Origin of the sequence: Cohnella cellulosilytica (assembly GCF_042431195.1) — a bacterium.
In the GTDB taxonomy this organism is placed as follows: Bacteria; Bacillota; Bacilli; order Paenibacillales; family Paenibacillaceae; genus Cohnella; species Cohnella cellulosilytica.
On record NZ_JBHMDN010000007.1, the window covers coordinates 231896 to 253386 of the forward strand.

Below are 21491 nucleotides of genomic sequence, written 5' to 3' on the forward strand. Positions count from 1 at the left end.
TTATGCTCTTCGCTTCTTCCCCGGACTCCATTTTCCCCATCTTCTCAGCTTGTCTTCCAGAAGAGCTCCATGCCAGTAATCGACGCGGAATTGATCGGCTTCTTTTCTTGCCTCTACTGTTAGATCCGAAGCCGTTACGAGCAGGGATAATATGCAATCATGGTTTCTTTTAGCCGTACTTAACTCACGAATGACGCTAGGACCTACATTGTTTCGGTCCGAATAGCATTTCGCTTGCACAGCCGTTTTCTCGCCTCTTTGGTCGATGATGACCAGATCAACGCCTCCATCCTTCCCTCCAACGCCGACCTCACGTACAACATACCCATTATCACGAAAATATAAAGCAAGAAGCCGCTCAAATTCTGCCCAGCCCAATTGGTTTAACGGAAGAGAGAGAATTACTTCATCTGGACGACAAGCACTGGATTTTCTCTGGTTAGGAGTTCCACTGGCTTTCGAAACGCTTCTCTTAGCTATAGTCTTACGTTTTCTTTTTCTCTGTTTTTTCGCAGGTTGCAGCATGGCTGCTACAATCGTAAGTACGATTATGCCAATTATGAACCATTTAAGGACGGGAGGAAACGGGAATTCCAACCCTTCAAATGAGATGGCCTCAAGTCTCATGCGTCGTCTCCTCCGGTTTTAGTTTTTCAATAAAAGGAACATCCGCGGGGGCCCATTCGAACTTATCTAGCTCCGCCTTCGCAACCCACCGATAGTCATCGTGATCAACTAATCGAATGTCGCCTTGAATGTACCTGGCCTTGTAGGCGGTTAACCGAATCTGAATAGTTCCGTAGTCGTGTTCGTTCACTCCGAATCGCTCGTACGGTTCGATCCGAATGTTCATCTCCTCCTTCAGTTCCCGGATCAAACACGCCTCCGGCGACTCGCCTGGTTCCAACTTGCCTCCGGGGAATTCCCATAAGCCTTCTTGGGACTTCCCCTTCTTGCGTCTCGCGATCAGGACTTGCCCGTGCTCGTTTTCGATGATGGCCGCGATCACTTCAATCATGCTGTTCACCTTCTAAGATTAACTCGTTTAATTGGTTAGCTCTGTCCAAGTGATAGTCATCCCAAGTGACCCTGACTTTCCCCCTGCGACGCTTTTCTCTCCACTCTCGAAGCTCATCTTCCGAATCTAGCCGTAGCTCCGCGATTTCTTCGGCTCGGTTAAAGATGTGCTCCGACGTGAGTAAGGCACTTTTAATCCCATGTCCGCCGGGCAGAATTGGCTTGTTTCTGGGCAGCCACTCCTCCACGTCAAACTTGACGTAAAGCTCGGTCGTCGCTTTTCTACGGGATTGGATTTCAACGATCTGATCACGAGGAAGGACGCTCCACGCTTTAATCCGGCCGTACAGGTACACACCTGCGTTCTGACGTCCGAATTTATCAATAGATTGGTAAATCGCCACAACTTTGAGCTTCGCCAAATCCGCATGGTTCGCAAATTGACGTAGCGGTACGTGATAAAAGCGCTGCTCCCTCAGCTCATTCAGTTGATCTTTGTGGCTTAACGATCCGACGAGAACTGTTTTCCCTGCCAGTTGCTCGGTATAATAATCCTTCGTTCCGCTGGGCTGCGTGGCACGCTCGAATGCCTTTTCCGGGCTATCCAGGATCAGATCGTCCAGGAACTTCTCGACAAGCGAAGTCGCACTTGGCAAAAAGGGCAGCGCCCCAACGTTCACGAGCTCTATGCTCCGGTAAAAAGGGTGCTCCCGATATTCTTCCTCGTTCGAATAAGGGAATAGGACATACGCCCCGAACATGGTTCGTTCGAATTGCTGGCGATCGCCGTTCGATTCATATACGATGGCGTCCCTATAACGATGCATTGTGTTGATGTCTTCTTCTTGCGGACCCGGAGTACTGTAATCCCTCTTATAGGGCGTCCCTTCGTAAGCCGGATTTATTTTGTACTTCGCATCGAAAATATATTTGTATTCCAAACGGGAATCCTGCTTCTTGAGCGTAAGGACATTGTCCGGTCGTTGGGACACCGTCTGGCTCCGATCTCCGGATGGCAGAGCGTTGTAGTATAACGTGAACACCTCGCCGTTGCTCGGATTTCGATAAACCATTCGCGCGCTCTGTGTCCGATTCAACGTTACGAAGAGTCCGCCTCGGTCTAGCTTGATCGCGTTTTGCTTCACAAGCTCGTATTTTCGGCTGAGTAAATCGTGGATTTTCAAGAAGCACCAATATTCGTAAAGCTGGGCCACATCCTTTAGCGACAACTTAAACAAATTGTTTTGAATAAACAGGCCATTCAAGAGAGTCAGGTAGCTTCGATACACTTCACGATAGCCCGGAGCCATTTGTAAGACTAGCGAGATTGAGAGCTGACTCATGTCCCCTACGCGTAGAAAATCAAACTTCAACAGCCGTTGCAGCTTTGCTTGCATCCGATTAAGTTTAGCTTGTAGCACAGGGTCTGGCGCCCGGTCCTTCTTGTTAAGTAGCTGTTTCATGCTTTTCAGGCGTTGCTGGATTCGTAGAAGCACCCAACGAACGAACCGATTTTCCGGTGTATCGTAGTCCACTTGTCTCTTCGTTTCAAGTACATGCGTTGGCATATAACCTTTATTTTGTATACGAAATAGAGCCTGTCCCTCGGTCGGGGCCAGCAGGTGTGGTCGCTTCGAAAGAAAGGCGACATTAGAGCTCCCGGCTTTCTTTACCCGCGACGAGTCGACCATGCGATTTTCTACACGAAGGCGGTGATGTGGAGCATGTTCAATCCGCTCGACGTGATGAACGAGTTGTTGGAATAGTGCTTGTAGGATAACGAAAAATTCGGTTAGACTTTGGTTGGACGTCTCTTTTAATCCCGTTAAACTGTAAGTCTTACGCAAAAAATCGAACGACAGGTTATAGATCTGTTCGTTCACGTCATGCAAGATCGCTTCGTAGTCCTTCCTATAGTCCATTTTCGAAGGAAAAATCTCCAACTGCAGCCGAAAGACCGGTTCCCCATGTAACCTTAACTCCAATTCGGTATAGCCAACCTCGCTTTGAAAATTTAGCAATCCCGTTAACAGCCGCTTCCCTTTGAGCAGTACCGCATCTCGCAAAGAAACATGGTCGTGATAGAAGGTTAGCGGGATATCGGCCTCCAACTCAATGACCAGTTCGTATGTTTGCGATTCGTAGAACAACGGCGAACAAGCTTCCCCTATTTCCCAACTGATGAGCTGTCCGGTTTTGGGTGAATACCGTTCAGTGGCTTGAATCTCCAGATCCGAGGTCAGAGACTGCGGTAGCATCCGCGCCTCTACCCAAGCAGACTCTTGCCGATGAAGCTGCAAAGTCTCTACGGTTGGGAGATAAGGTTTCCCTTGCAAATAAAGCTGAAACCAGTTCGATTTAATGCGAAGTAACTCAACAGTTCGATTAGGAGAGCCAGTAGGAGGTGAAGCCATCCTCGTCTAACCTCCGTAGCATATATACGATTTTTTGCGCGCTGTGCCGATACTTGGCCGACTCGATCGTCTTGGCCACGTTGCTCCACAATTCGGAGGCATCGTCCTCCAACTCGCCTTTCGAAAGCCTCTTACCCAGCGCGATCTCCAACAACTGAAGCAGAACTCGTTTCACCGAACGGTTGCTTCCTTGGATACGCGGCAAGATCTTCTGTAGCAATTGGAAATCGAACGCTTCGTCGTTAGTCAGTAATCCGGCTTGTTCGTTATAGATCAGGTAGAAGCAAATAGCATCTCGAATTCGAAAGCCGACGTGAGAATGAATAGATTCGAGGATACCGTTGATGCGGACCAATTCGCTTGTTGTGTTTTCAATAGTAGGGATCGTTGCACCGTGGTAAGCATCGACTAATTGCAGATAATTTGAGCGCAAGAAGTCGTTAGGGGCCTGATGAGACGTAACTTCATTAGTGCTTAAAGATGGGTACTCATCCAATTTGATCTCATTAAATTCGATCGTATTGGCGCGATCCAACACCTTTTTGCTGAACGGGTGCGTGGTTTCGTCCATGTTGACGGTTCCGATCAAGTACACGTTATCCGGAATGTGGAGTCGACCGTACTTAGAGCGGTCCTCTTCACTCGCTAGTGAAGATGGGCGAATCAGTTCATCGGTAACGATGCGATCTTCTCTCCGTTTTTGGGTCTCCAGAATACTCAACATATCGCTAAAATAATGCTCTACTCGTGCCAAATTCATCTCGTCCAGACAGACGAAAAACGGCTTATCTCGATTGGCCAGTTCGGATGCCTTCACTAGCACGTCGGTAAGAGGCCCCGGTCGAAAACGATCGCTGAGGTCTTTGTAACCGATCAAGTCAGACGGGTCGCTCCAATCCGGCCTTACCGGAATCAAGGTGTATTGTCCGTTCTCGCTGGTTGCCCCGATCGCCTCGGCAAAGAGTTGAACGAGCTTGGTTTTTCCGGTCCCGGACACTCCGGCCAGAATGACGAAAGGCTTTGTTTTTAGGGAGAGGTAGAAGTTGTCAACCAAGCGATCTGGGAAAGAAAAGCCTCTTTGACGAATATAAGCTTTTACAGCCGTCAGTCGTTCGCTTGTGCTTAAATTCGGCATGTGCGGTTGAGCTTCAGCCATCGTGGAATTCTCCTGACCATCCTTGGATTGAAGTATCATATGAACATATTGCTTGTAGTTGTCGACCAAATTTTCAAGATCGGCGGCAAGCTGTTCTTCCGTCGGCAGGTTGTCCCGGTTGTACTTGTAGTAAGCTACCGTAGACACTTGATAGTCGGCACCTAATCCATCTGAGGTGAGATAAATCTCTTCGTCCTTTTGGAGATCTTCTAAGGGAATCATCGTCCGGATTTCTTGAACTTTGTTACGTAGATATTTATATGCTTCAAGTTTGCCGCTCTTTTTCGGCTCCGTGACCCCTTGTGCTAACGTCAGATATACCGCACTCATGTCCTCCGCAAATAAATACACGATATACTCGCCGTTTTGCGTAGATTCCGTTATTCTACGATCCATAATCGCTATCCATGGAACTGCTGCCCAGACGCCATTTCCAACCGATGCCTTAACCTTTAAATTCGAGTCATCGTGAATGAACGAATACCCTCGTATGCCGGTGGGGATCTGTTGTCGAACGTACATGCCTAAGGAGTTGTTTTTTAGAGGCTCACGTCTAGCTTCTGGATACTTAGTCAAAACGTTCAAGAGAGCGCCTCTGATTGTGAAGTCCGAAGCTTGACGCTGATAATATTGTTCTAATTCTTGTTCGGCATGGCCATACAACTCACTCAAAACCTCCTGATCCCACGTGCTATAGAGGCGTTCGATAAATCCGATGGTTTGCTGTTGAGGATTCACTTCCAATATGTTATTGAGTGCGGAAATTGGTGTATTAATGATTTGCGTGATTTCCGCCATTTTAACGTCGGCCCACCGAGGGATGTTATTTATTGGTTTATCAACTAGTTTCCGCTGCTCTTCCCGTCCCTGCAAGGACGCCAAAAAGCGTTCCTTCACGTTCTCCAAGGAAACCTCGCGCTGATTTGTTTGACTCATTTCCTGTAGGAGAGCGATGATCAGTACCATTTGATACGACTTCTGTTTATGAGTAAAAACACCGGACAACTCGGCTGGTAAGCTCATGAAGAAACCACCTTGTCTGGAAGATGTAGGAGAAAGACAATTTACCTACAATTTCGACAAAGTGGTATGGGGTTCCTGCAAGTAGTCAAAACCATGAGAGTCCGATAATGCGAAAATAGCTTAGTAATTCCCTTGGCCTAACAAGTACAGAAAGCTTATTGGAATCATCAGTAGAAAAATAAGAATGGGGTAACTTTTCGTCACAAGAAACTAATACAAGATTTGCAAAGCACAAAGCAATAAATATCCCGAATGATATTCTCTCGTTCAACCATTTGATAACAATATCTCTTCGACTAATCATTTGATTTTGGTTTAATTATCTATTTCGGAATGCGCTTCATTGCAATTCTCCTAATCGATATTCTTATGACGGCACATAAATCCTCTTCAAAGGTATTAACGCCTGCTTGTCCACTGGCATCTTATCGTACCATTCATTAATTAATTCAACTATTCCTGTTAAGTCTAACAATTTGACACCATTATGTTGAGCAGATGATCTTGCCGCAACAGTGAAACCCCCAGTAGATACAAATAAGCAGCTGCCCCCCTGTGGATTCGCACCCAAGAGTTGTTGCACTTCAGGCCCACCAGTAGCGGCATGTCTGTGCTTTACCTGAACTTTGATAATTGGCTTTTCAAATCCGAATGCATCTCGATGTGCCAAGATATCTACTCCACCATCAGGTCCTTTAGGACTAACTGCCACTTGATACCCCATGGCTTGAAGTAGTCCCGCAACTAAATCTTGCATCTGCCATGGATCCAGTCGGTCTACTAGGTCCTCAACCATTGTCTTAGCTTGTTCTATAAAGTCCTGATAGTTGATCTCTTGTTCCTCGTTTGCATTTGGCTGTAGAGTGCAGGTGTCTCCCAATAAACCTAAAAGTTCAGTTCCCCAATTGTCAACTCGGAATACCGTGAGAATGCCTCCTAGAGAATTCTTCGCCCCTTGGGATAGAAGATCTCTAGATATTTTCTTTGACTCCCAGAAAACCGAAATAACATTAGGATAGTAAGAGTCAACTATATCAGGACGATACTGGTGAGCTTGTGTAACCGTGCCTATAATATATTCTCTTGTTTCCTTTGAATACGTGATAACTCGGTCATTGATCTCAATCTCACGAAAAAACCTCCATACTTGGCCAACCCAAGATAAACGTGTGCCTGGTTTTTCATCTGAATATACCAAGTTGGCCTTTTCTACAAGTTTTTCTTTTGAAGCGAATTGTTTGGGATCACCAAGATCAGACCAGCCTATAGATGCTACCTGATGAGTTAACCACTTAGGAATAAGTTCGTTAGTATCCCCCGCCCGTACCATCCACCATTTATTCATAACTCTCAGCTCCTCGACTGTTATTATTCATGCATACTAAGGCGTTAGCTAGCTTGGCCAGTAGAAACATGTCATGCAAAATGAAGCCATATAACATATGCTATTTCACTTACACTTAATCCTTACTAATTTAGGTAATTAACTCAATACCTGAATAGCAATGCGGCAACATAACGATTGAATATACATTAAAATACAAATCTGGTCCGTGCTATAGAAAGAAATCAGTAACCCCCTTCTTGTAAGCATATTTCAAAGTATAAGTTTCTTCTGCTTTTCCATGGGGCATTGTGGCAATTTGTATACGGGTATAATCAAGCCTGCTCTCTCTTAAAACCTTTTTTACCAAGGCTATACTCCGTTCTTCTTCGGTAATGACGCAAAATATATTAAGCGCATATTTTTGGGGGTCGGAGATACATTTCCCCATATCAAAGCCATCAACATGGCCTAAATTAGCATCTGCTAGAGATATCTCCAAGTATTCCATGACCTTATCTCTTAACCAGTTGTCGCGTTGGCTGCCTTTTGCGCTTTTCAAAGGATACTGTACCACTAACCAAAACTTCTCGGTCATTTAGATTCACCAGCCAATTTCCAGGTAATATTCACAATACAAATGCTCTTTGAAAAAATCTTATCTCTCAAGAAATTAATATTGAACATTCATCATTGGTCAAGCGTTGCCGATGGAATAATATCGTTTTTCCCATTATAACAAAGAAACTTTGTCCAAAGGGATTGTTTACCATCCATAGCAAAAACACCATCCTCAAGCGGATGGTGCGGAAGAATAGACACGATAGCCGGCCACGACTCCAACATAATTTAAGACGAACAAAATGACTCCATTCCATTCGGATAACACCGATAAACCAGTCTCTCCGCGACACTGAAACTGGTGAGTGTCCAAGTCGCCAAACGTACGGTCACACCGAACGCGCTGTATTTGGGCAGGGGACCAGCATCCCTCCCCCTACGACAACGCCCAAAATGACCAACACGCAAAACTTGCGCACGGCTCTTCCCCACACGCGTATTACGCGAACGGTTTGCTGACCTGCTTAAATTCCATCACGAGGTCTCGAATGGCCCGCTCCGTCGCCAGGCGTTCGATGCTGGAAGCGCCGAAGAAGCCGTCGAGGCCGGGTACTTTGGATAGAATGTAGGACAGATCGGCCGGCTCGGAGATCGGGCCGCCATGGCAGATGACGAGCACTTCGGGATTGACGGCCCGTGCGGCTTCGCGGATCGCTTCGATCTTGGCTACGCATGCGTCGAGCGTCTGCACGTTCTTCGCGCCGATCGATCCCTTGGCCGTAAGGCCCATATGCGCGACGAGCATATCCGCTCCGGCGTTAGCCATCTTGGTCGCCTCGATCTCGTTATAGACATATGGCGCGGTGAACAGATCCATTTCGCGCGCCAATCCGACCATCTCGACTTCCAGGTCGTAGCTGAATCCGGTATCCTCCATATCCTGTCTCGCGGCGCCTTCGAAATAGGCAACGGTCGGATAATTCTGCACCCCGGAAAATCCCATTTCCTTAATCTGCTTAAGAAAATGGTTCATGCTGCGGAACGGGTCCGTCCCGCAAACCCCTGCCAGCACCGGCGTGTTCTTCACGACGGGCAGCACCTCTGCGCCCATCTCGACGACGATCTGATTCGCGTCGCCATAGGGCAGCATCCCGGCGACCGAGCCTCGTCCGGCCATGCGGAAGCGACCGGAATTATAGATGATGATCAGATCGATGCCTCCGGCTTCGGCGCTCTTGGCGGAAATGCCGGTTCCCGCTCCGGCTCCGATAATCGGAAGGCCGTCTTGAATTCTCGCGCGCAGACGTTCCAGGATTTGTTGTCTCGTATAAGGCATGGCGTTCCCTCCTCCAACCTCTTTATTATTTCTCGATCAGTTCGACCAGCTTGCGGGCCATCGCCAGAGCGAACGATTCGTCATTGATGTGGCAATCCATCTCGACAAGCTCAATATCCTTGCGCAGGCCGGCACGAATGGTCGAGAACAAGGCCTCGTCCTCTTCAGGCCCGTGAAACGGCTCGCCTGGGGCGTCCATAGAGGATACGCCGCGAAGCGGCAGGTAAACGGCCGTCCGGGCCGGGTACGATCCGCTGTTCAGCTTGGCGGCGATCAGCTCTCCGAGCCGCCGATTCTCTTCCGAGTTGGTCCGCATCAGCGTAATGTTTGGATTATGCCGATGCAGTAGGCGGTTTGCCCGCAGATGCGGCGGCACCGTGTCCGGCGGACCGAAATTGGCCATGTCGGCCGCGCCGACGGAGACGACTTGCGGCACTCCGCTTCGGCCCGCCATTGTGAGCCGCTCCGGGCCGGCGCCGAGCAGTCCGCCCGCCACATCGTCCGCCAGCTCGCTGGTTGTAATATCGATCACTCCGGCGAAATAACCGGTGTGAATCAGACTCTCCATCGTCGCGCCGCCAACGCCAGTCCCGTGGAACACCAGCACCTCGTAGCCGTGCTGTTCAAGGTACGCGCGCGCGGCATCCACGCATAGCGTCGTCACGCCGAACATCGAAGCGGCAATCAGCGGCTTATCCGGCAAAGCGGCACCTGCAGCGCCTGCCGCCGCCCTTTCGCGTTCCCGCCGCTCCGCCTCTCTTCTCCCCTGGACCATGCCGATAAGCGCATACACGGCATTGCCGAGCATCTCGCGAGAGATGCGGTTAAGCCCGGAAATATCGACGATCGAATTCATCATCGTAATATCCGATTGACCGACGAAAGGCCGCGTATTGCCCGATGCCATCGTCGTCACCATCACCTTCGGTATGCCCAGCGGCAGCGCGCGCATGGCCGCGGTGCCGACCGACGTCCCGGCGCTGCCGCCAAGCCCGATGATGCCGGCTACCTCCCCTTCGTCATGAAGCTTGGCGACAATCGCAGCGGCTCCCCGCATCATCGCTGCGACCGCTTCTCCGCGATCGCGGCGGGCCGCCAGCTCCGCGAGCTTGACTCCACCCGCGAAAGCCGTATCCTCGGCGGAGATATCCGGGGAGAACGCGGGCCGCCCCAACACGCCGCTGTCCAATACTCGCACATTCAGCCCGGCTTCTGCGAGCAGCGACTTCACATAAGCCGCCTCCTCGCCTTTCGTATCCAGGGCGCACACGAGCACAATTGAATCCGCGATTGTTAACGCCTCCCCAAGATAAACCGATATAAGCGGCCTCTTCCGATTCCTTCATCCTGTCTAAGAATATCTCCCCAGACTCACGCTTCCACTACCAACTTCACGGTGACGCCGGTCAGCACCGATTACAGCTCGTCCAGCCGAACCGTCCTGCCTTCGCGCGATGATTGAGCCGTTGCCAGCAGCGCCGCAAGCGTGCGCAAATTGTCTTCGCCGGAGACAGCCGGCTGCCTTCTCTCCCGGATCGATGCGGCGAATTCTGCCAGTACGCCGTGAATGCCGTCCTTGTCGCTCGCCACCGGACTCGCCTTCACGATGTTCTGCTCCGCATCGGCGACATACACGCCATATCCATCTCCCCGGTCGTCCAGATGAACCGAGCCCTTCTCGAATTGGAACCTCCAGATGCCTTCCCAAGGATCGGGAACGCCCTGCCCCAACAAGCTGCTAAGATAAAATACCGGCACGCCCGCTTCCGTGTCGTACGCCGCCTGCACGTGCGGATCGCCCTGATAACCGCTGTCGGGATCGTTCCAGGTCCGGCCGTTCACGGCAACGATATCCGTATCGAGCAGGAAACGGATCATGTCAATATGATGCACGGACATTTCCAGCAAAATGTAGTTATCCATCGCACGCTGATACGGTTTGCCGTCATGGTAGCGAAAGAAACGGGATTCGGCGAACAGCAGCTTGCCGAGCGCCCCATTCGCAAGCGTCCTCTTAAGCGTCATCACCAACGTATTAAAACGATAGTTCTGATTGATCATGATGTTGCGTTCCTGCTTCTTCGCCAGATCAACGAGATCGCGCGCATCGGCGAGCGTCAGCGTAAACGGCTTCTCGATCAGCACGTGCAGGCCGTGCTCCAGCGCGCTCTTGGCGATTTCATAATGGGCCGGCGAGTACACTTCGATCAGCACCGCATCGGCGCCCGCTTCCGCGAAAGCGGTGCGATAGTCCGTATAGAGACGATTCTCCGGAATGCCGAATTCGGCTCCGGCCGCCCGCAGCGCATCCGGGTTCAGATCGATGACGCCTGCAAATGCAAAATCAGGCGACGGATACACGAAGTGACGCGCCACGCCTTGGCCGTGTCCGCCGATGCCGGCTTGGATCAGTTTCAATTTTACGCTCACGTCGCTCACTCTCCGCTTTCTTGTGTCTGGTTTCGGTAACGGTAACCGGTCGTGCCTCCCGGAGGCATGATTCCGTAAATGTACACGGCCGCCATTTCCTCCGTCACGACGAGCGAATGCTCGTCTCCTTGCTTGGTCAGCACCAGGTCCCCGGGTCCAATCTCGTACGTATCGCCTTCTGTCGTGCAGATGCCTCTGCCACTCACGATTACCCAATATTCGTTGCAGTCGTGATAGTGCAGCGGTACCTCCTGGCCAACCTTTAAATAGTTAATCCCGTAGTGGCTGAATTCGCTCCAGTCCGGATAGTTCTCCTGATCCTTCACGCTTATAACCGGCAAGTCGGTTCACCTCTTCATAGTGTTGGAATGTCAAAATAACCGTGAAGCCCGTCCATCTGTGCGACTGCCTGCCTGGCTTGCTCGGGTTCGGCCATAGGACCGCCGTAGCACATGACGATCAGCTCGGGATTCTCCGACCGTGCGGCATCGCCAATCTCCCGAAGCGTCCGGAGGCCGTCGTCAAACGTCTGCGCCTTGCGTATGCCAATCGGTCCGTTCGTAATCAGGCCCAGATGGACGACGAGACAATCGGCCCCGGCAGCCGCCATGCTTCTGGCCTCTTCTCTGTTGAACACAAACGGACAAGTAAACAGGTCAAGCCTGCGCGCCTTGCCGATCATCTCCACTTCCAAGGCATAGCCCATACCCGCTTCCTCCAGGTTCGCCCGGAAAGCTCCGTCATACAATCCCACCGTCGGAAAGTTCTGAACGCCCGAAAAGCCTTGCTCCTTAAGCTGCTTCAGATACACATCCATGATCCGGAACGGGTCGGTACCGCATACGCCTGCGATAACGGGAGTCATTCCGGCAGCCGGCAGCACTTCGCGGCCCAAGTCTGCGACGATCCCGTTCGCATCGCCGTAGGGAAGCAGTCCTGCCAAAAGATTGCCGCCAGGCATCTTATACCCGTCGGAATTGTACACGACGATCAAGTCCGCCCCGCCGGCTTCGGCGGCCTTGGCCGAATCTCCCGTGCCCGCCGACACGCCGACAATGATTTTGCCGCCCGCCGCTTCCTGCCTCAATCGGCTCAGCACTTCTTTGCGCGTATACGGCATCTTCGTATCCTCCCGCTCCCCCCTCAATTCGTTTCTTGAGGTAATTATAATGACAGCTTGTACGGAAACAAATGTCTATATGTTCGTTTTTCATGGATAAATGTTAGGAGCGCAACCGCCTTTATCACCTGCGCTTACTCGGGGAGGGGTTCGCTCGGAAAGGTCGTGCCGGAGAGGCTGCTGCGGAATTCCTTGGGGGATAGACCCGTGATTTTTTTGAAGGTTTTGCTGAAGTGAGCATAGTCGTTAAATCCGACCAGATTGGAGATTTCCGATAGAGGGACGCGCCTCTGCTTCATGATTTCAATCGATTTGCCGATTCTGAACTTCGCCAGATACTCCGGGAACGTACAGCCGACGGTTCTCTTGAAGAGTGTGCTCAAATACGTTCTCGATACATGAGCCACCAACGCCAATTCGTGGAAGGAGATTTCGTTCATGTAATTTTCCGAGACGTATTCTTTAACGAATTCAACGTAGTCGTAATGCTTCTGCACGCCGTCCAGCATTTTCTGCAGCAATTTATCTTTTCGGGAGTCTCCCGTATCCTTGAATTCGATGATGCGATCGGTAATGAACTGCTCGGATGGAATTCTCTCCAGCGACGATCCACCCACGTATCCGACTGCAGGCGTATTATCGTACATGTATTGCAAATCGAGAGGCGTGCTGATCGGTCCTCCGGTCAGTATTTTGAGCGCATGCCGATTGGTCTCGTCGACGCGGCTGAATATTTGGTTGGCGAGCCGTACGCCCGCTTCCAGGGACAGCACTTTTTTGGCGCCGAGCTCTCCCCCTTTGGTGAGTCCGAGGTTGGCGCAGATCACGTCCGCTCCTGCCGCAGCCATCTGCTCCGCCTGTTCGCCGTCGAACACGAAAGCGATCGTAAACAGGTTTTTGCGATGCGCGATCCGAATGGCCTCGATCTCGTTCCGATACCCCAGCCCCGCTTCTTCCAACGCTTCGCGCAGCTGTCCGTCGATCACCCCTACCGAAGGATAGTTGGTAATGCCGGAAAAGCCATGACCGATAATTTTATCCATATACCGCTCCGGATGAATCGTCGGATCGCTGGCACACAGACCAAATAGGACAGGAAGTGCCCCCTCGACCAAAGGAACGATTTCCTGCACCGCGAACTGCATAACCAGCTCGTTCCCGTTCGCAAACGGAAGCATGCCCGCCAACGAGCTTCTGCCCATCTGCCTGAACCTTCCCGAGGTCAGGGCCAGAATAAAATCGGCCCCTCCTTGGATCGCATATTTCGCGACCGCCCCGTTGCCCGCAGCCACGCCAATCAGGTGTCCGGAGGTCCGGATTCGAGCCCTTAATCGATCCGCTATTTGTTCGCGCGCCAGCATGCTGACTCAACTGCCTTTCAAATCCATAATTCGCCGAAGCTTGATTTCATTTGCCAACCGATAGACTCTATAGAAAAGTATCCGATTTCGCAATCGGAATCCATACCTCCACCACAAAGTTTTCATTGTCCCTGCTGAACATCTCGAACTCCGGCCCCACAGCTTGCGTGTAGCCGGACGTTGGGAACCACTCCAGGAAAATACGCTCGCGCATGCGGCGAACAACTCTTGTGGTCAGATGACCGGGATGTTTAGCGGTAAAGAATACCGCCCATGTAAGCGACGGAACGGACAACGCGAAATATCCGGCAGGCACGCCGTCGCTTGGCGAATCGTAACAGATCATGTAGGAGAACATACTCGGCGAATAATTGAAAAGCGCCGCGTTAAGCGGCGTATTATAGTCCAGTCCGATATCGCGGTGGAATTGACCCACGACGCCGCTGTCGATATGATCCTCCCAAAACTTGGTGATCTGGGCGTGCATCCGCTCCGGATCGGCGACGATATCCGTCTTAATCCCGCATACCTCGAAAGCCGGCTTCTCCATGATCTGGTACTTGATCTCGCTTTCGCCATCAACGAACATGTGAAAGGAGAGCTTGGGATAAGCTTTGAGAGGCGTGCTTGGGTTCCGCGCCATCGTGGGCATGACGCCATGCATACTTTTGAATGCCCGAGAGAAAGCCTCCGGCGACTGATACCCGTACTTGACAGCTACGTCGATCACTTTCTCCCCGCCCTCTCGCAGCTCGAAAGCTGCCAGCGTCAGCCTCCTGCGGCGAATATATTCGGAGAGCGAGATATCCGTTATATAGGAAAACATCCGTTGAAAATGATATACCGAGCAGCACGCCCTTCTCGCGACCTGCTGCAGGTCGATTTCCTCCGTAATATGGGCTTCAACATAATCAATCGCACTATTGATTTGATCCATGGACTTCATAGGTTTCCCCCATCCCATCCATGCGGCCAGAGTTCCCTTCCGCGCGAACATGAGATCTCTCGTGCATCTATTGCAAGGCTAATCTTCTCTGGATATATCCCTTGAAAGCGATCGCACCTTTAGTGCTATTCTATATTTTTGAGCATGCATTAGCAACTGGCGCATCCCCTCCGGGAGCCCTCTTGCCGGCATGATATCTATTGTGCGCGTACTGCAAGGCAATCCCTGCATTTTTCTGATATACATAGATTATCACCAATTTTGTAAGCGATTACAGATTTGTGCCGCAAGCCTCGGCGAATGCCGGGAGGCTGCTGTATCCTATTTGGGGAGGGGAAAGTAATACGATGAAAAAGCGGTTTAAGCAGATTCTGATGTTAGGGTTTGCGGTTACGTTGTTTTTGCCGCAGTTTGGGACCGTGCAGAAGGCGAGTGCGGCTGGAGGCTCCGACAATGGGAATTATGTTTTAAAAGTTGAGACAGCAGGAGGGAAACAGTGGGACGGTCTGCAAATAAGCACAGGGGCAGACGGTTTAAACCTTGTTGCCGACTCCACCTACACCTTTTCTTATGACTTATACACCCCCGATCAAGATGTGGCGGGCATTATTTTACAAACCAGCGGGAACTACAACTGGATTAAAAACACGGATTCTTTAAGCGCCGCAAGCCCCGCTTGGACTTCCTACACAGCGACCTATACCTATTTAGCGGAAAGCGGCGAGCAGATTCAGTTTGTTAAAGCCGGCGATGGCGGAGCTACGGACACCAAGAATATCACTTACTACATCGACAATTTTGTTGTTAAAGACGAGAGCGACACGGTTGTCTACAAAGCCGACTTTGAAGATCAAACGGTTGGCGGCTTTACGCAAAGCGGAACGGCGACATTATCCGCGGTAGCGCCGGATTATTTCTTAAAGATTCAAACTACAGGCGGGAATCAATGGGACGGTCTGCAAATTGACACAGGGGCAAGCGGCTTGAACCTCGTGGCCGACTCCACCTACACCTTTTCCTATGACTTATACACCCCCGATCAAGATGTGGCGGGCATTATTTTACAAACCAGCGGGAACTACAACTGGATTAAAAACACAGAGTCTTTAAGCGCCGCTAGCCCCGCTTGGACCTCCTACACAGCGACCTATACCTATTTAGCGGAAAGCGGCGAGCAAATTCAGTTTGTTAAAGCCGGCGATGGCGGAGCTACGGACGCCAAGAATATTACTTACTACATTAACAATTTTGTGGTTAAAGACGAGGTCGGTACGGTTGTCTACGAAGCCAACTTTGACGATCAAACGGTTGGCGGCTTTACGCAAAGCGGGACGGCCGCATTAACCACTGTTCTTAGCATTAACGCTTCAACACCCCCAACGGACCCGCCCCCGGCTTCGGATAAGGTTGTTGTAGCCTACGATCTTCAAGAAGATCCCGGGCTTGTCGACATTATGACGAATGGCGGAACCGCTTATCTGCAAAAAGCCGGCGGTCCTACGCTCAGCCGAATATCAAATACCGACGGCACAATAGCGCTTGAAATCTCTAATCGTGTAAACAGTTGGGATGCCATCGATGTTAAAGCCGCCGCGTTAGGGTTGGTAGAAAATGCAGCGTATAACGTTAAATTAGCCGGGCATATCCCGGATGGCGTTACTATACCGAGCGGTGCGAAAATTGCTTTAAATCATTCAAGCGCTGGTGAAATTACATCGGTTGACGCAACCGCAAGCTTCACATTAGACTACGAAGACGAATGGGATGCAAGCGATGATCTCAGAATACAAGCCAGCGAGGGTCTGACGAGTTTTGTAATCGACAGCCTTATCATCGAAGTTAAAGGCGGAATTGAAATGCCACGCAAACCTTTATCGACCGTTCCCGGCATTCATGTATCGTCAACGACAAAGGGAGACGGATGGTCAGGCGTAAATATTATTTTAGGCTTAGACAGGACACAATGGCCATTCTCCTCCAGTACGGAGGACGATGCGGTAGCCTTCACGCCCGTTAAAGACGCGAAATATCACCTTACGTTTAACGCTACGTCAACAGGCGCAACCGGTTATCGGGTGCGTTGGATTGCAGGGAACGAAAACGGCGGTTACACCGGAGCGGATGCCGCTGTTGTAAGCGACGCGGCTTATTCGTACGCGGCCGGAACAATAGCGACGACCGTTCCGGGTTCATTCACAAGCGGCGTAAATAAGGGAGAAACGTTAGACTATGCCGTTGACTTCGTAATGAGCGGCAGCGAGCCTGCCGATGGGCTTATCGGCAACCTGGCTATTCGCGGAACGGCAGGCAGCAACGATTTTACAATCAATAGCATCAAAATTACCGATGATACCGACAATGTTCTGGTTGAATGGTCAAACACAGACGATCCGTTTATCCCTGACGATTACGTATGGCCGGAATCCAAGTGGGATTTAGCCCTTCCGTCCCTTAAAGACGCTTACAGCCAATATTTCTTGATCGGTAATATTCTTGGTTGGGGCGGCGATGCCAACGCGACGCCTTGGGGTCAAGAGAATGATCAGGCAGACCAGGCACTGAAAAAGGATACCGTTATCGAGCAAACCGAAAACATGTTTAAGGCCCAATATAACGTAGTTACGCCTGAAAACATCATGAAGCCTGAAAACATTTCCAAAGCAAAAGACACTTACGACTACACCGTAGCCGACAAGCTGATCGATTGGGCAAAGACGAACAACATAGCCGTTCACGGGCACACGCTTGTATGGCACCAGCAATCCCCTGCGTGGCTGAATAAAGGCGATGCCGCAAACCGCGAAAGCGCGAAAGCGAACCTTGAAAGCTATATCGCTAACGTAGCGGAGCATTTCAAAGGTCAGGTCATTTCATGGGATGTTGTCAACGAAGCGTTTAGCGACGCGACCCAGAACTTTGACGGCAGCGACTGGACAACAGGCTTGCGTAAAGATTCGCCTTGGTATATCGCTTATGCCAACGGCGCCGACCCGAACCAAGGCGAAAGCGGCGCGGATTATATCTACGATGCGTTTGTAGCCGCCCGCTTGGTCGACCCCGACGCGATGCTTTATTACAACGACTACAACGAAACCTACAAGTACGAGCAGATCGCGCAAATGGCTGAAAGCCTTAACGCGAAGTGGGAGACCGATTCCAGAAACACCGATCAAGCCCGTAAGCTGATCGAAGGCGTTGGCATGCAATCACACTTCTGGGTGGGTCAGGACCCTGATGTTGACATAACGGAAGTTGAAACCACAATCGAACGCTTCATTCAAGCGGGCTTAAGAATCAGTGTTTCCGAGCTTGACATTCCTTTCGCGAAAAATAACAATTATCACCTTGACGAAGCGAAACAAGAGCAGCAAGCAGAGCTGTATGGCACTTTGTTTACTATTTACAAGAAGTATGCCGATTCCATCGACCGCATTACGTTCTGGGGCAAGGCCGACATTCAAAGCTGGCGCGGTTCAGGTATGCCTGTGCTGTTCGACAACAGCTATAGGCCCAAGGAGGCATTCTGGACAGTTATAGGCTTAGGGGATCACGAGAATTCCGCAATTTCGCCAACAACAGCAACGTTCTACACGAATTCGCAATCCGACGCCAGGGTGAACGTAACCTTGAAGGGCAACGCGCTCAGAGCAATCATGAAGGGCGATGCTGCGCTGGTTGCAGACAGAGACTACAGCGCGGCAGCCGCTTCGGCGAACGGTACGCAAGTCGTGACAATCAAGAAGAGCTATCTGGCGACATTGTCGAACAACGATGTTTTGACCTTCGTATTCAGTGGCGGCAACTCTGCCGATCTGAAAATCAGGGTGACGCGCTATACCTCATCGGATTCGACACCGGCGAGCGGCTCCGGCTCAGGGACGGAATCCAGCGCTGGAACGGAATCCGGTTCTGAAGGGGATTCTGGCTCTGGAGCGGAGAATTCCGGCTCTACGGAGCAGACACCAACTCCGGAGAAGCCCTTGTTGAATAGTAAGCTTGTAGACGCGGAACAAATGAAAGCTGCCGTGCAGCAAGCGCTGCAAGCGAACCAGCCGATCAACTTCTCCGACGTACCTGCTGCGCACTGGTCTGCCAAGGCTGTACAGCTGGCTTCGCAGCTTGGTATTGTCAAAGGCGAGCCTAACAGTGAGTTCAAAGGTTCGAATCCTGTAACACGAGCTGAATTCGCCGAGATGATGGTCAATGCGTTAGGCATGGATATAACAGGAGAGGACGGTTCCTTCTCCGATACGAATGGTCACTGGGCGGATGCCTACATCAGAGCCTTGCATCGTGCAGGCATTGCCAACGGTACAAGCAAGGGCGCGTTTAATCCCGATCAAGAGATCACCCGTGCGGAGATGGCTGCAATCCTGGCTCGTATTATGAATATGAGCGCGGCTAGCGGAACGAAGTTCTCCGATATCGGAGGCAGCTGGGCAGCGGAGTATATCAACCAGCTCAGCCAAGCAGGCATCGTGAACGGTATCGGCGACGGCCAATTCGCACCGAACGCCACCGCTACCCGCGACCAGTCGGTCGTAATCATCATGCGGATGCTGAACATCGTGCTTGACCTGGGGCTTGATTTGTAAGCTATTCGGTCGAGTGTGACAAGTAATAGCCTCTAAAAATTTAACCCCCTCCCTTTGCTCCGAGTGAGCAAGAGAGGGGGTTAGTTATGGTGGCGCGTCCTTATCTAAAAACGACCCCCACACAACCTCGTCATCGTACAGATATATGGAATTGACGAATACGTTAACCAACTTGGCACGATACTTTTCATCATTTCGGGTCAGGGGATGCTTACTTCGAATAACTCTGCAACTGCAAGCTGTTTCTCCAAGTTTTCACTCTCATTTTCAAGTGCTTGAAGTTTCTCATACATGGACTTACGAACAATAAGCCTTTCTCCGTGGCACTATCGTTTCCCACTAGCGGAACAATGAAATAGCTTCGAGGGGCTCATTTGTCCACCCTACCATTCGTTAAACGTAACGTTAATCCAAATTTTTCAGCCATCCGGCAAGCGCTTCGCCAACTTCATCGGGTGCGTCTTCTTGGGGATAGTGGCGGCCTGGCACAGTAACTTCGGTCTGCGATGGCCATGTACGGCAGAAATCGATGTGGGATTGCGGCAATAAGCCGGGATCGCATTGAATGAATAGTTTGGGAACAGCGCTTTGCGCCAGCCATTCTCCATACTCAGTGACAATCTCCGTTACATCAGCCGGATCTCCGTCAAACGGAAGTTGGCGTGTCCAACTGAGCGTTGGACGGCGGCTTTCGCCCGGCTCCAGGAACGGTCGACGGTACTGTTCCATCTCTTCATCCGTCAGCTTGCGCAATATGTTGACCGGCAAGTTGAACTCAATGAACGAATTTTGCTCTAGCACCATTCGCTCCCCTTCCGGCGTCCGGAGCGTCTGGAAGATTTTTCGTCCATTCTCCGGAATTTCACTCCAACTGCGCGGCTTAATGATTGCCTCCATGTAAGCGATGCCCTTGACCGTGCCGGGATGGCGCTTACTCCAATCGAAGCCCAGTGCCGATCCCCAGTCGTGCACCACGAAAGTTACACGTTCGGTCACGCCAAGCTGATTGAGCAGCTCGTCAAGATAGTGGCGGTGATCAGCAAAGGTGTACGCGTGAGGCCCGCTGTCCGGAAGCTTTGCGGAATCGCCCATTCCAATGAGATCAGGTGCAATGCAGCGACCAAATTTCTGGGCATAAGGAATAATGTTGCGCCAGAGATAGGAGGATGCTGGATTGCCGTGCAGGAAGACGATCGGGTCACCGCATCCTTCCTCCACATAGGCCATCTCCAACCCAAATACTTGTTTGCGCTTTTTCTCATAAGGGAATGCCTCGTTATTAATCAATTTTTCATCTCACCCTTCAATTTTATTTGATCATATTTAGAACGTGCGATTTCAATGGCATAAGCGACATCTTGCTCGGTATTCAAATAAACGGATACCCAGCCAGAATCGGGATACATATGATGCGGTCTTGCCTTGCCATCTTCGATCCACCGGTCGCGTTCGGATTTCGGCAGAAGCAGGTCGAATAAGTGATTGCCGTGAAGATGTCCGATTTCTGTACCGTTCAGCTGAAATTCTACCCCTCCGAACCGATGAGGTTGCTTTGTAACGCAAGCCCAAGTTAAGAGCTCTTCCGTCAAGTCTGCTCCCTCGTACCCGCTCATCTTATGTCTCCTCCTGCTCGGTCAAATTCCGAAGCACGATTTTCAGCAGGCTTACTAACAAGTCATACTCCTCATCGGTAATACCTTTCCGGGTTTTCTTCTTAACGCGGGCCAGTGCTTCCTGTACCTTAGGCACCACCTCGCGTCCCGTGTCCGTCAAATAGAGCAGATGATAGCGGTTATCGACGGGATCGGCTTCCCTCCGTACGTAACCTTCTGCTTCCAACTTGGCAATCGCCTTGGCGGTAGTTGTTTTGTCAATGAGCAGTTTCTCGCTTAGCGCCTTCTGAGTGATTGGTTGCTGAAACGCAATCGCCATAAGAAAAATATACTGTCCGCTTCCGATTCGATACGGCGCCAGCTCGGCTGAGATCAATATCTGCATATGGCGATAGATGGCCGAAATGTATTGTCCGTGCGATTCCGTTGAGCTTTTGTCATTCGATCTCCAATGTTCGGTCAAATTATCCGCCCCCTATCCCAATAGGATGTTATTGCAACTAATTTCACGATACACCCAATAGGATGTTATTGCAACTATTTTTTAAAATATAGCCTGAGCATATTAATAAAAGGACAGCTAAGGGGCCTCTAA

General features: G+C 50.8%; 17 protein-coding genes. 1 reads left to right on the plus strand and 16 read right to left on the minus strand.

Annotation, left to right across the window (positions count from 1 at the left end; all coding sequences use genetic code 11):
• The 13 genes from ACFFT4_RS04095 to ACFFT4_RS04155 all read right to left on the minus strand — a co-directional run bounded on the left by ACFFT4_RS04095 (nucleotide 1) and on the right by ACFFT4_RS04155 (nucleotide 14688).
• Complete coding sequence (locus ACFFT4_RS04095) at nucleotides 1-627, minus strand: restriction endonuclease (RefSeq protein ID WP_378045298.1); 627 nt, start codon at nucleotides 625-627, stop codon at nucleotides 1-3.
• Nucleotides 617-1018, minus strand: a complete 402-nt coding sequence (gene mutT / locus ACFFT4_RS04100) for an 8-oxo-dGTP diphosphatase MutT (protein WP_378045300.1) — start codon at nucleotides 1016-1018, stop codon at nucleotides 617-619. The genes ACFFT4_RS04095 and mutT overlap by 11 nt, the downstream gene beginning before the upstream one ends.
• The gene (locus tag ACFFT4_RS04105) at nucleotides 1011-3431 is read right to left on the minus strand and encodes a DUF2357 domain-containing protein (protein ID WP_378045302.1); all 2421 of its coding nucleotides are present in this window, start codon (nucleotides 3429-3431) and stop codon (nucleotides 1011-1013) included. Before ACFFT4_RS04105 ends, mutT begins: the two co-directional genes overlap by 8 nt.
• Nucleotides 3403-5610 (minus strand): McrB family protein, encoded by a 2208-nt coding sequence (locus ACFFT4_RS04110; protein ID WP_378045304.1) that lies wholly within the window; start codon nucleotides 5608-5610, stop codon nucleotides 3403-3405. Before ACFFT4_RS04110 ends, ACFFT4_RS04105 begins: the two co-directional genes overlap by 29 nt.
• A 367-nt stretch (nucleotides 5611-5977) precedes the next feature.
• Nucleotides 5978-6955, minus strand: coding sequence for a restriction endonuclease (locus tag ACFFT4_RS04115; RefSeq protein ID WP_378045305.1), 978 nt, complete (start codon nucleotides 6953-6955; stop codon nucleotides 5978-5980).
• 211 nt (nucleotides 6956-7166) lie between these two features.
• Nucleotides 7167-7532, minus strand: coding sequence for a hypothetical protein (locus ACFFT4_RS04120; protein ID WP_378045306.1), 366 nt, complete (start codon nucleotides 7530-7532; stop codon nucleotides 7167-7169).
• Nucleotides 7533-7994: 462 nt separating this feature from the next.
• A complete protein-coding gene (locus ACFFT4_RS04125) occupies nucleotides 7995-8831 on the minus strand; it encodes a phosphoenolpyruvate hydrolase family protein (protein ID WP_378045307.1) in 837 nt (278 codons plus the stop codon).
• A 25-nt stretch (nucleotides 8832-8856) separates the two neighbouring features.
• Nucleotides 8857-10107 (minus strand): Tm-1-like ATP-binding domain-containing protein, encoded by a 1251-nt coding sequence (locus ACFFT4_RS04130; protein WP_378045309.1) that lies wholly within the window; start codon nucleotides 10105-10107, stop codon nucleotides 8857-8859.
• Nucleotides 10108-10247: 140 nt separating this feature from the next.
• Entirely contained in the window at nucleotides 10248-11261 is a 1014-nt protein-coding gene (locus tag ACFFT4_RS04135; RefSeq protein WP_378045310.1) for a Gfo/Idh/MocA family protein, read from the minus strand.
• Nucleotides 11262-11266: 5 nt separating this feature from the next.
• Nucleotides 11267-11602 carry a cupin domain-containing protein gene (locus ACFFT4_RS04140; RefSeq protein WP_378045311.1) on the minus strand — a complete coding sequence of 112 codons (336 nt, stop codon included), beginning with the start codon at nucleotides 11600-11602 and terminating at the stop codon, nucleotides 11267-11269.
• Nucleotides 11603-11616: 14 nt separating this feature from the next.
• Nucleotides 11617-12381 carry a phosphoenolpyruvate hydrolase family protein gene (locus ACFFT4_RS04145; RefSeq protein WP_378045313.1) on the minus strand — a complete coding sequence of 255 codons (765 nt, stop codon included), beginning with the start codon at nucleotides 12379-12381 and terminating at the stop codon, nucleotides 11617-11619.
• 134 nt (nucleotides 12382-12515) lie between these two features.
• Complete coding sequence (locus ACFFT4_RS04150) at nucleotides 12516-13742, minus strand: phosphoenolpyruvate hydrolase family protein (protein ID WP_378045315.1); 1227 nt, start codon at nucleotides 13740-13742, stop codon at nucleotides 12516-12518.
• 67 nt (nucleotides 13743-13809) lie between these two features.
• Nucleotides 13810-14688, minus strand: coding sequence for an AraC family transcriptional regulator (locus ACFFT4_RS04155; protein WP_378045316.1), 879 nt, complete (start codon nucleotides 14686-14688; stop codon nucleotides 13810-13812).
• A gap of 347 nt (nucleotides 14689-15035) precedes the next feature.
• On the opposite strand from ACFFT4_RS04155, the gene ACFFT4_RS04160 reads away from it, so the two are divergent.
• On the plus strand, nucleotides 15036-19283 hold the full coding sequence (locus ACFFT4_RS04160) for an endo-1,4-beta-xylanase (protein WP_378045318.1): 4248 nt from the start codon (nucleotides 15036-15038) through the stop codon (nucleotides 19281-19283).
• A 405-nt stretch (nucleotides 19284-19688) separates the two neighbouring features.
• Here the strand turns inward: ACFFT4_RS04160 and ACFFT4_RS04165 are convergent, their stop codons facing one another.
• The 3 genes from ACFFT4_RS04165 to ACFFT4_RS04175 are packed head-to-tail and all read right to left on the minus strand — an operon-like array spanning nucleotide 19689 to nucleotide 21359.
• Entirely contained in the window at nucleotides 19689-20570 is an 882-nt protein-coding gene (locus tag ACFFT4_RS04165; protein ID WP_378045319.1) for a haloalkane dehalogenase, read from the minus strand.
• Nucleotides 20567-20896, minus strand: a complete 330-nt coding sequence (locus ACFFT4_RS04170; protein ID WP_378045321.1) for a luciferase domain-containing protein — start codon at nucleotides 20894-20896, stop codon at nucleotides 20567-20569. The genes ACFFT4_RS04165 and ACFFT4_RS04170 overlap by 4 nt, the downstream gene beginning before the upstream one ends.
• 1 nt (nucleotide 20897) lies before the next feature.
• Nucleotides 20898-21359, minus strand: a complete 462-nt coding sequence (locus tag ACFFT4_RS04175; RefSeq protein WP_378045323.1) for a MarR family winged helix-turn-helix transcriptional regulator — start codon at nucleotides 21357-21359, stop codon at nucleotides 20898-20900.
• Nucleotides 21360-21491: the final 132 nt, after the last annotated feature.

Excerpts from the sequence above, each read along its gene's own strand:
- ACFFT4_RS04170 (WP_378045321.1), bottom strand. The coding sequence starts at position 20,896 with ATGAGCGGGTACGAGGGAGCAGACTTGACGGAAGAGCTCTTAACTTGG.
- ACFFT4_RS04115 (WP_378045305.1), bottom strand. The coding sequence starts at position 6,955 with ATGAATAAATGGTGGATGGTACGGGCGGGGGATACTAACGAACTTATT.
- ACFFT4_RS04095 (WP_378045298.1), bottom strand. The coding sequence starts at position 627 with ATGAGACTTGAGGCCATCTCATTTGAAGGGTTGGAATTCCCGTTTCCT.
- ACFFT4_RS04120 (WP_378045306.1), bottom strand. The coding sequence starts at position 7,532 with ATGACCGAGAAGTTTTGGTTAGTGGTACAGTATCCTTTGAAAAGCGCA.
- ACFFT4_RS04150 (WP_378045315.1), bottom strand. The coding sequence starts at position 13,742 with ATGCTGGCGCGCGAACAAATAGCGGATCGATTAAGGGCTCGAATCCGG.
- mutT (WP_378045300.1), bottom strand. The coding sequence starts at position 1,018 with ATGATTGAAGTGATCGCGGCCATCATCGAAAACGAGCACGGGCAAGTC.
- ACFFT4_RS04110 (WP_378045304.1), bottom strand. The coding sequence starts at position 5,610 with ATGAGCTTACCAGCCGAGTTGTCCGGTGTTTTTACTCATAAACAGAAG.
- ACFFT4_RS04125 (WP_378045307.1), bottom strand. The coding sequence starts at position 8,831 with ATGCCTTATACGAGACAACAAATCCTGGAACGTCTGCGCGCGAGAATT.
- ACFFT4_RS04160 (WP_378045318.1), top strand. The coding sequence starts at position 15,036 with ATGAAAAAGCGGTTTAAGCAGATTCTGATGTTAGGGTTTGCGGTTACG.
- ACFFT4_RS04105 (WP_378045302.1), bottom strand. The coding sequence starts at position 3,431 with ATGGCTTCACCTCCTACTGGCTCTCCTAATCGAACTGTTGAGTTACTT.
- ACFFT4_RS04145 (WP_378045313.1), bottom strand. The coding sequence starts at position 12,381 with ATGCCGTATACGCGCAAAGAAGTGCTGAGCCGATTGAGGCAGGAAGCG.
- ACFFT4_RS04155 (WP_378045316.1), bottom strand. The coding sequence starts at position 14,688 with ATGAAGTCCATGGATCAAATCAATAGTGCGATTGATTATGTTGAAGCC.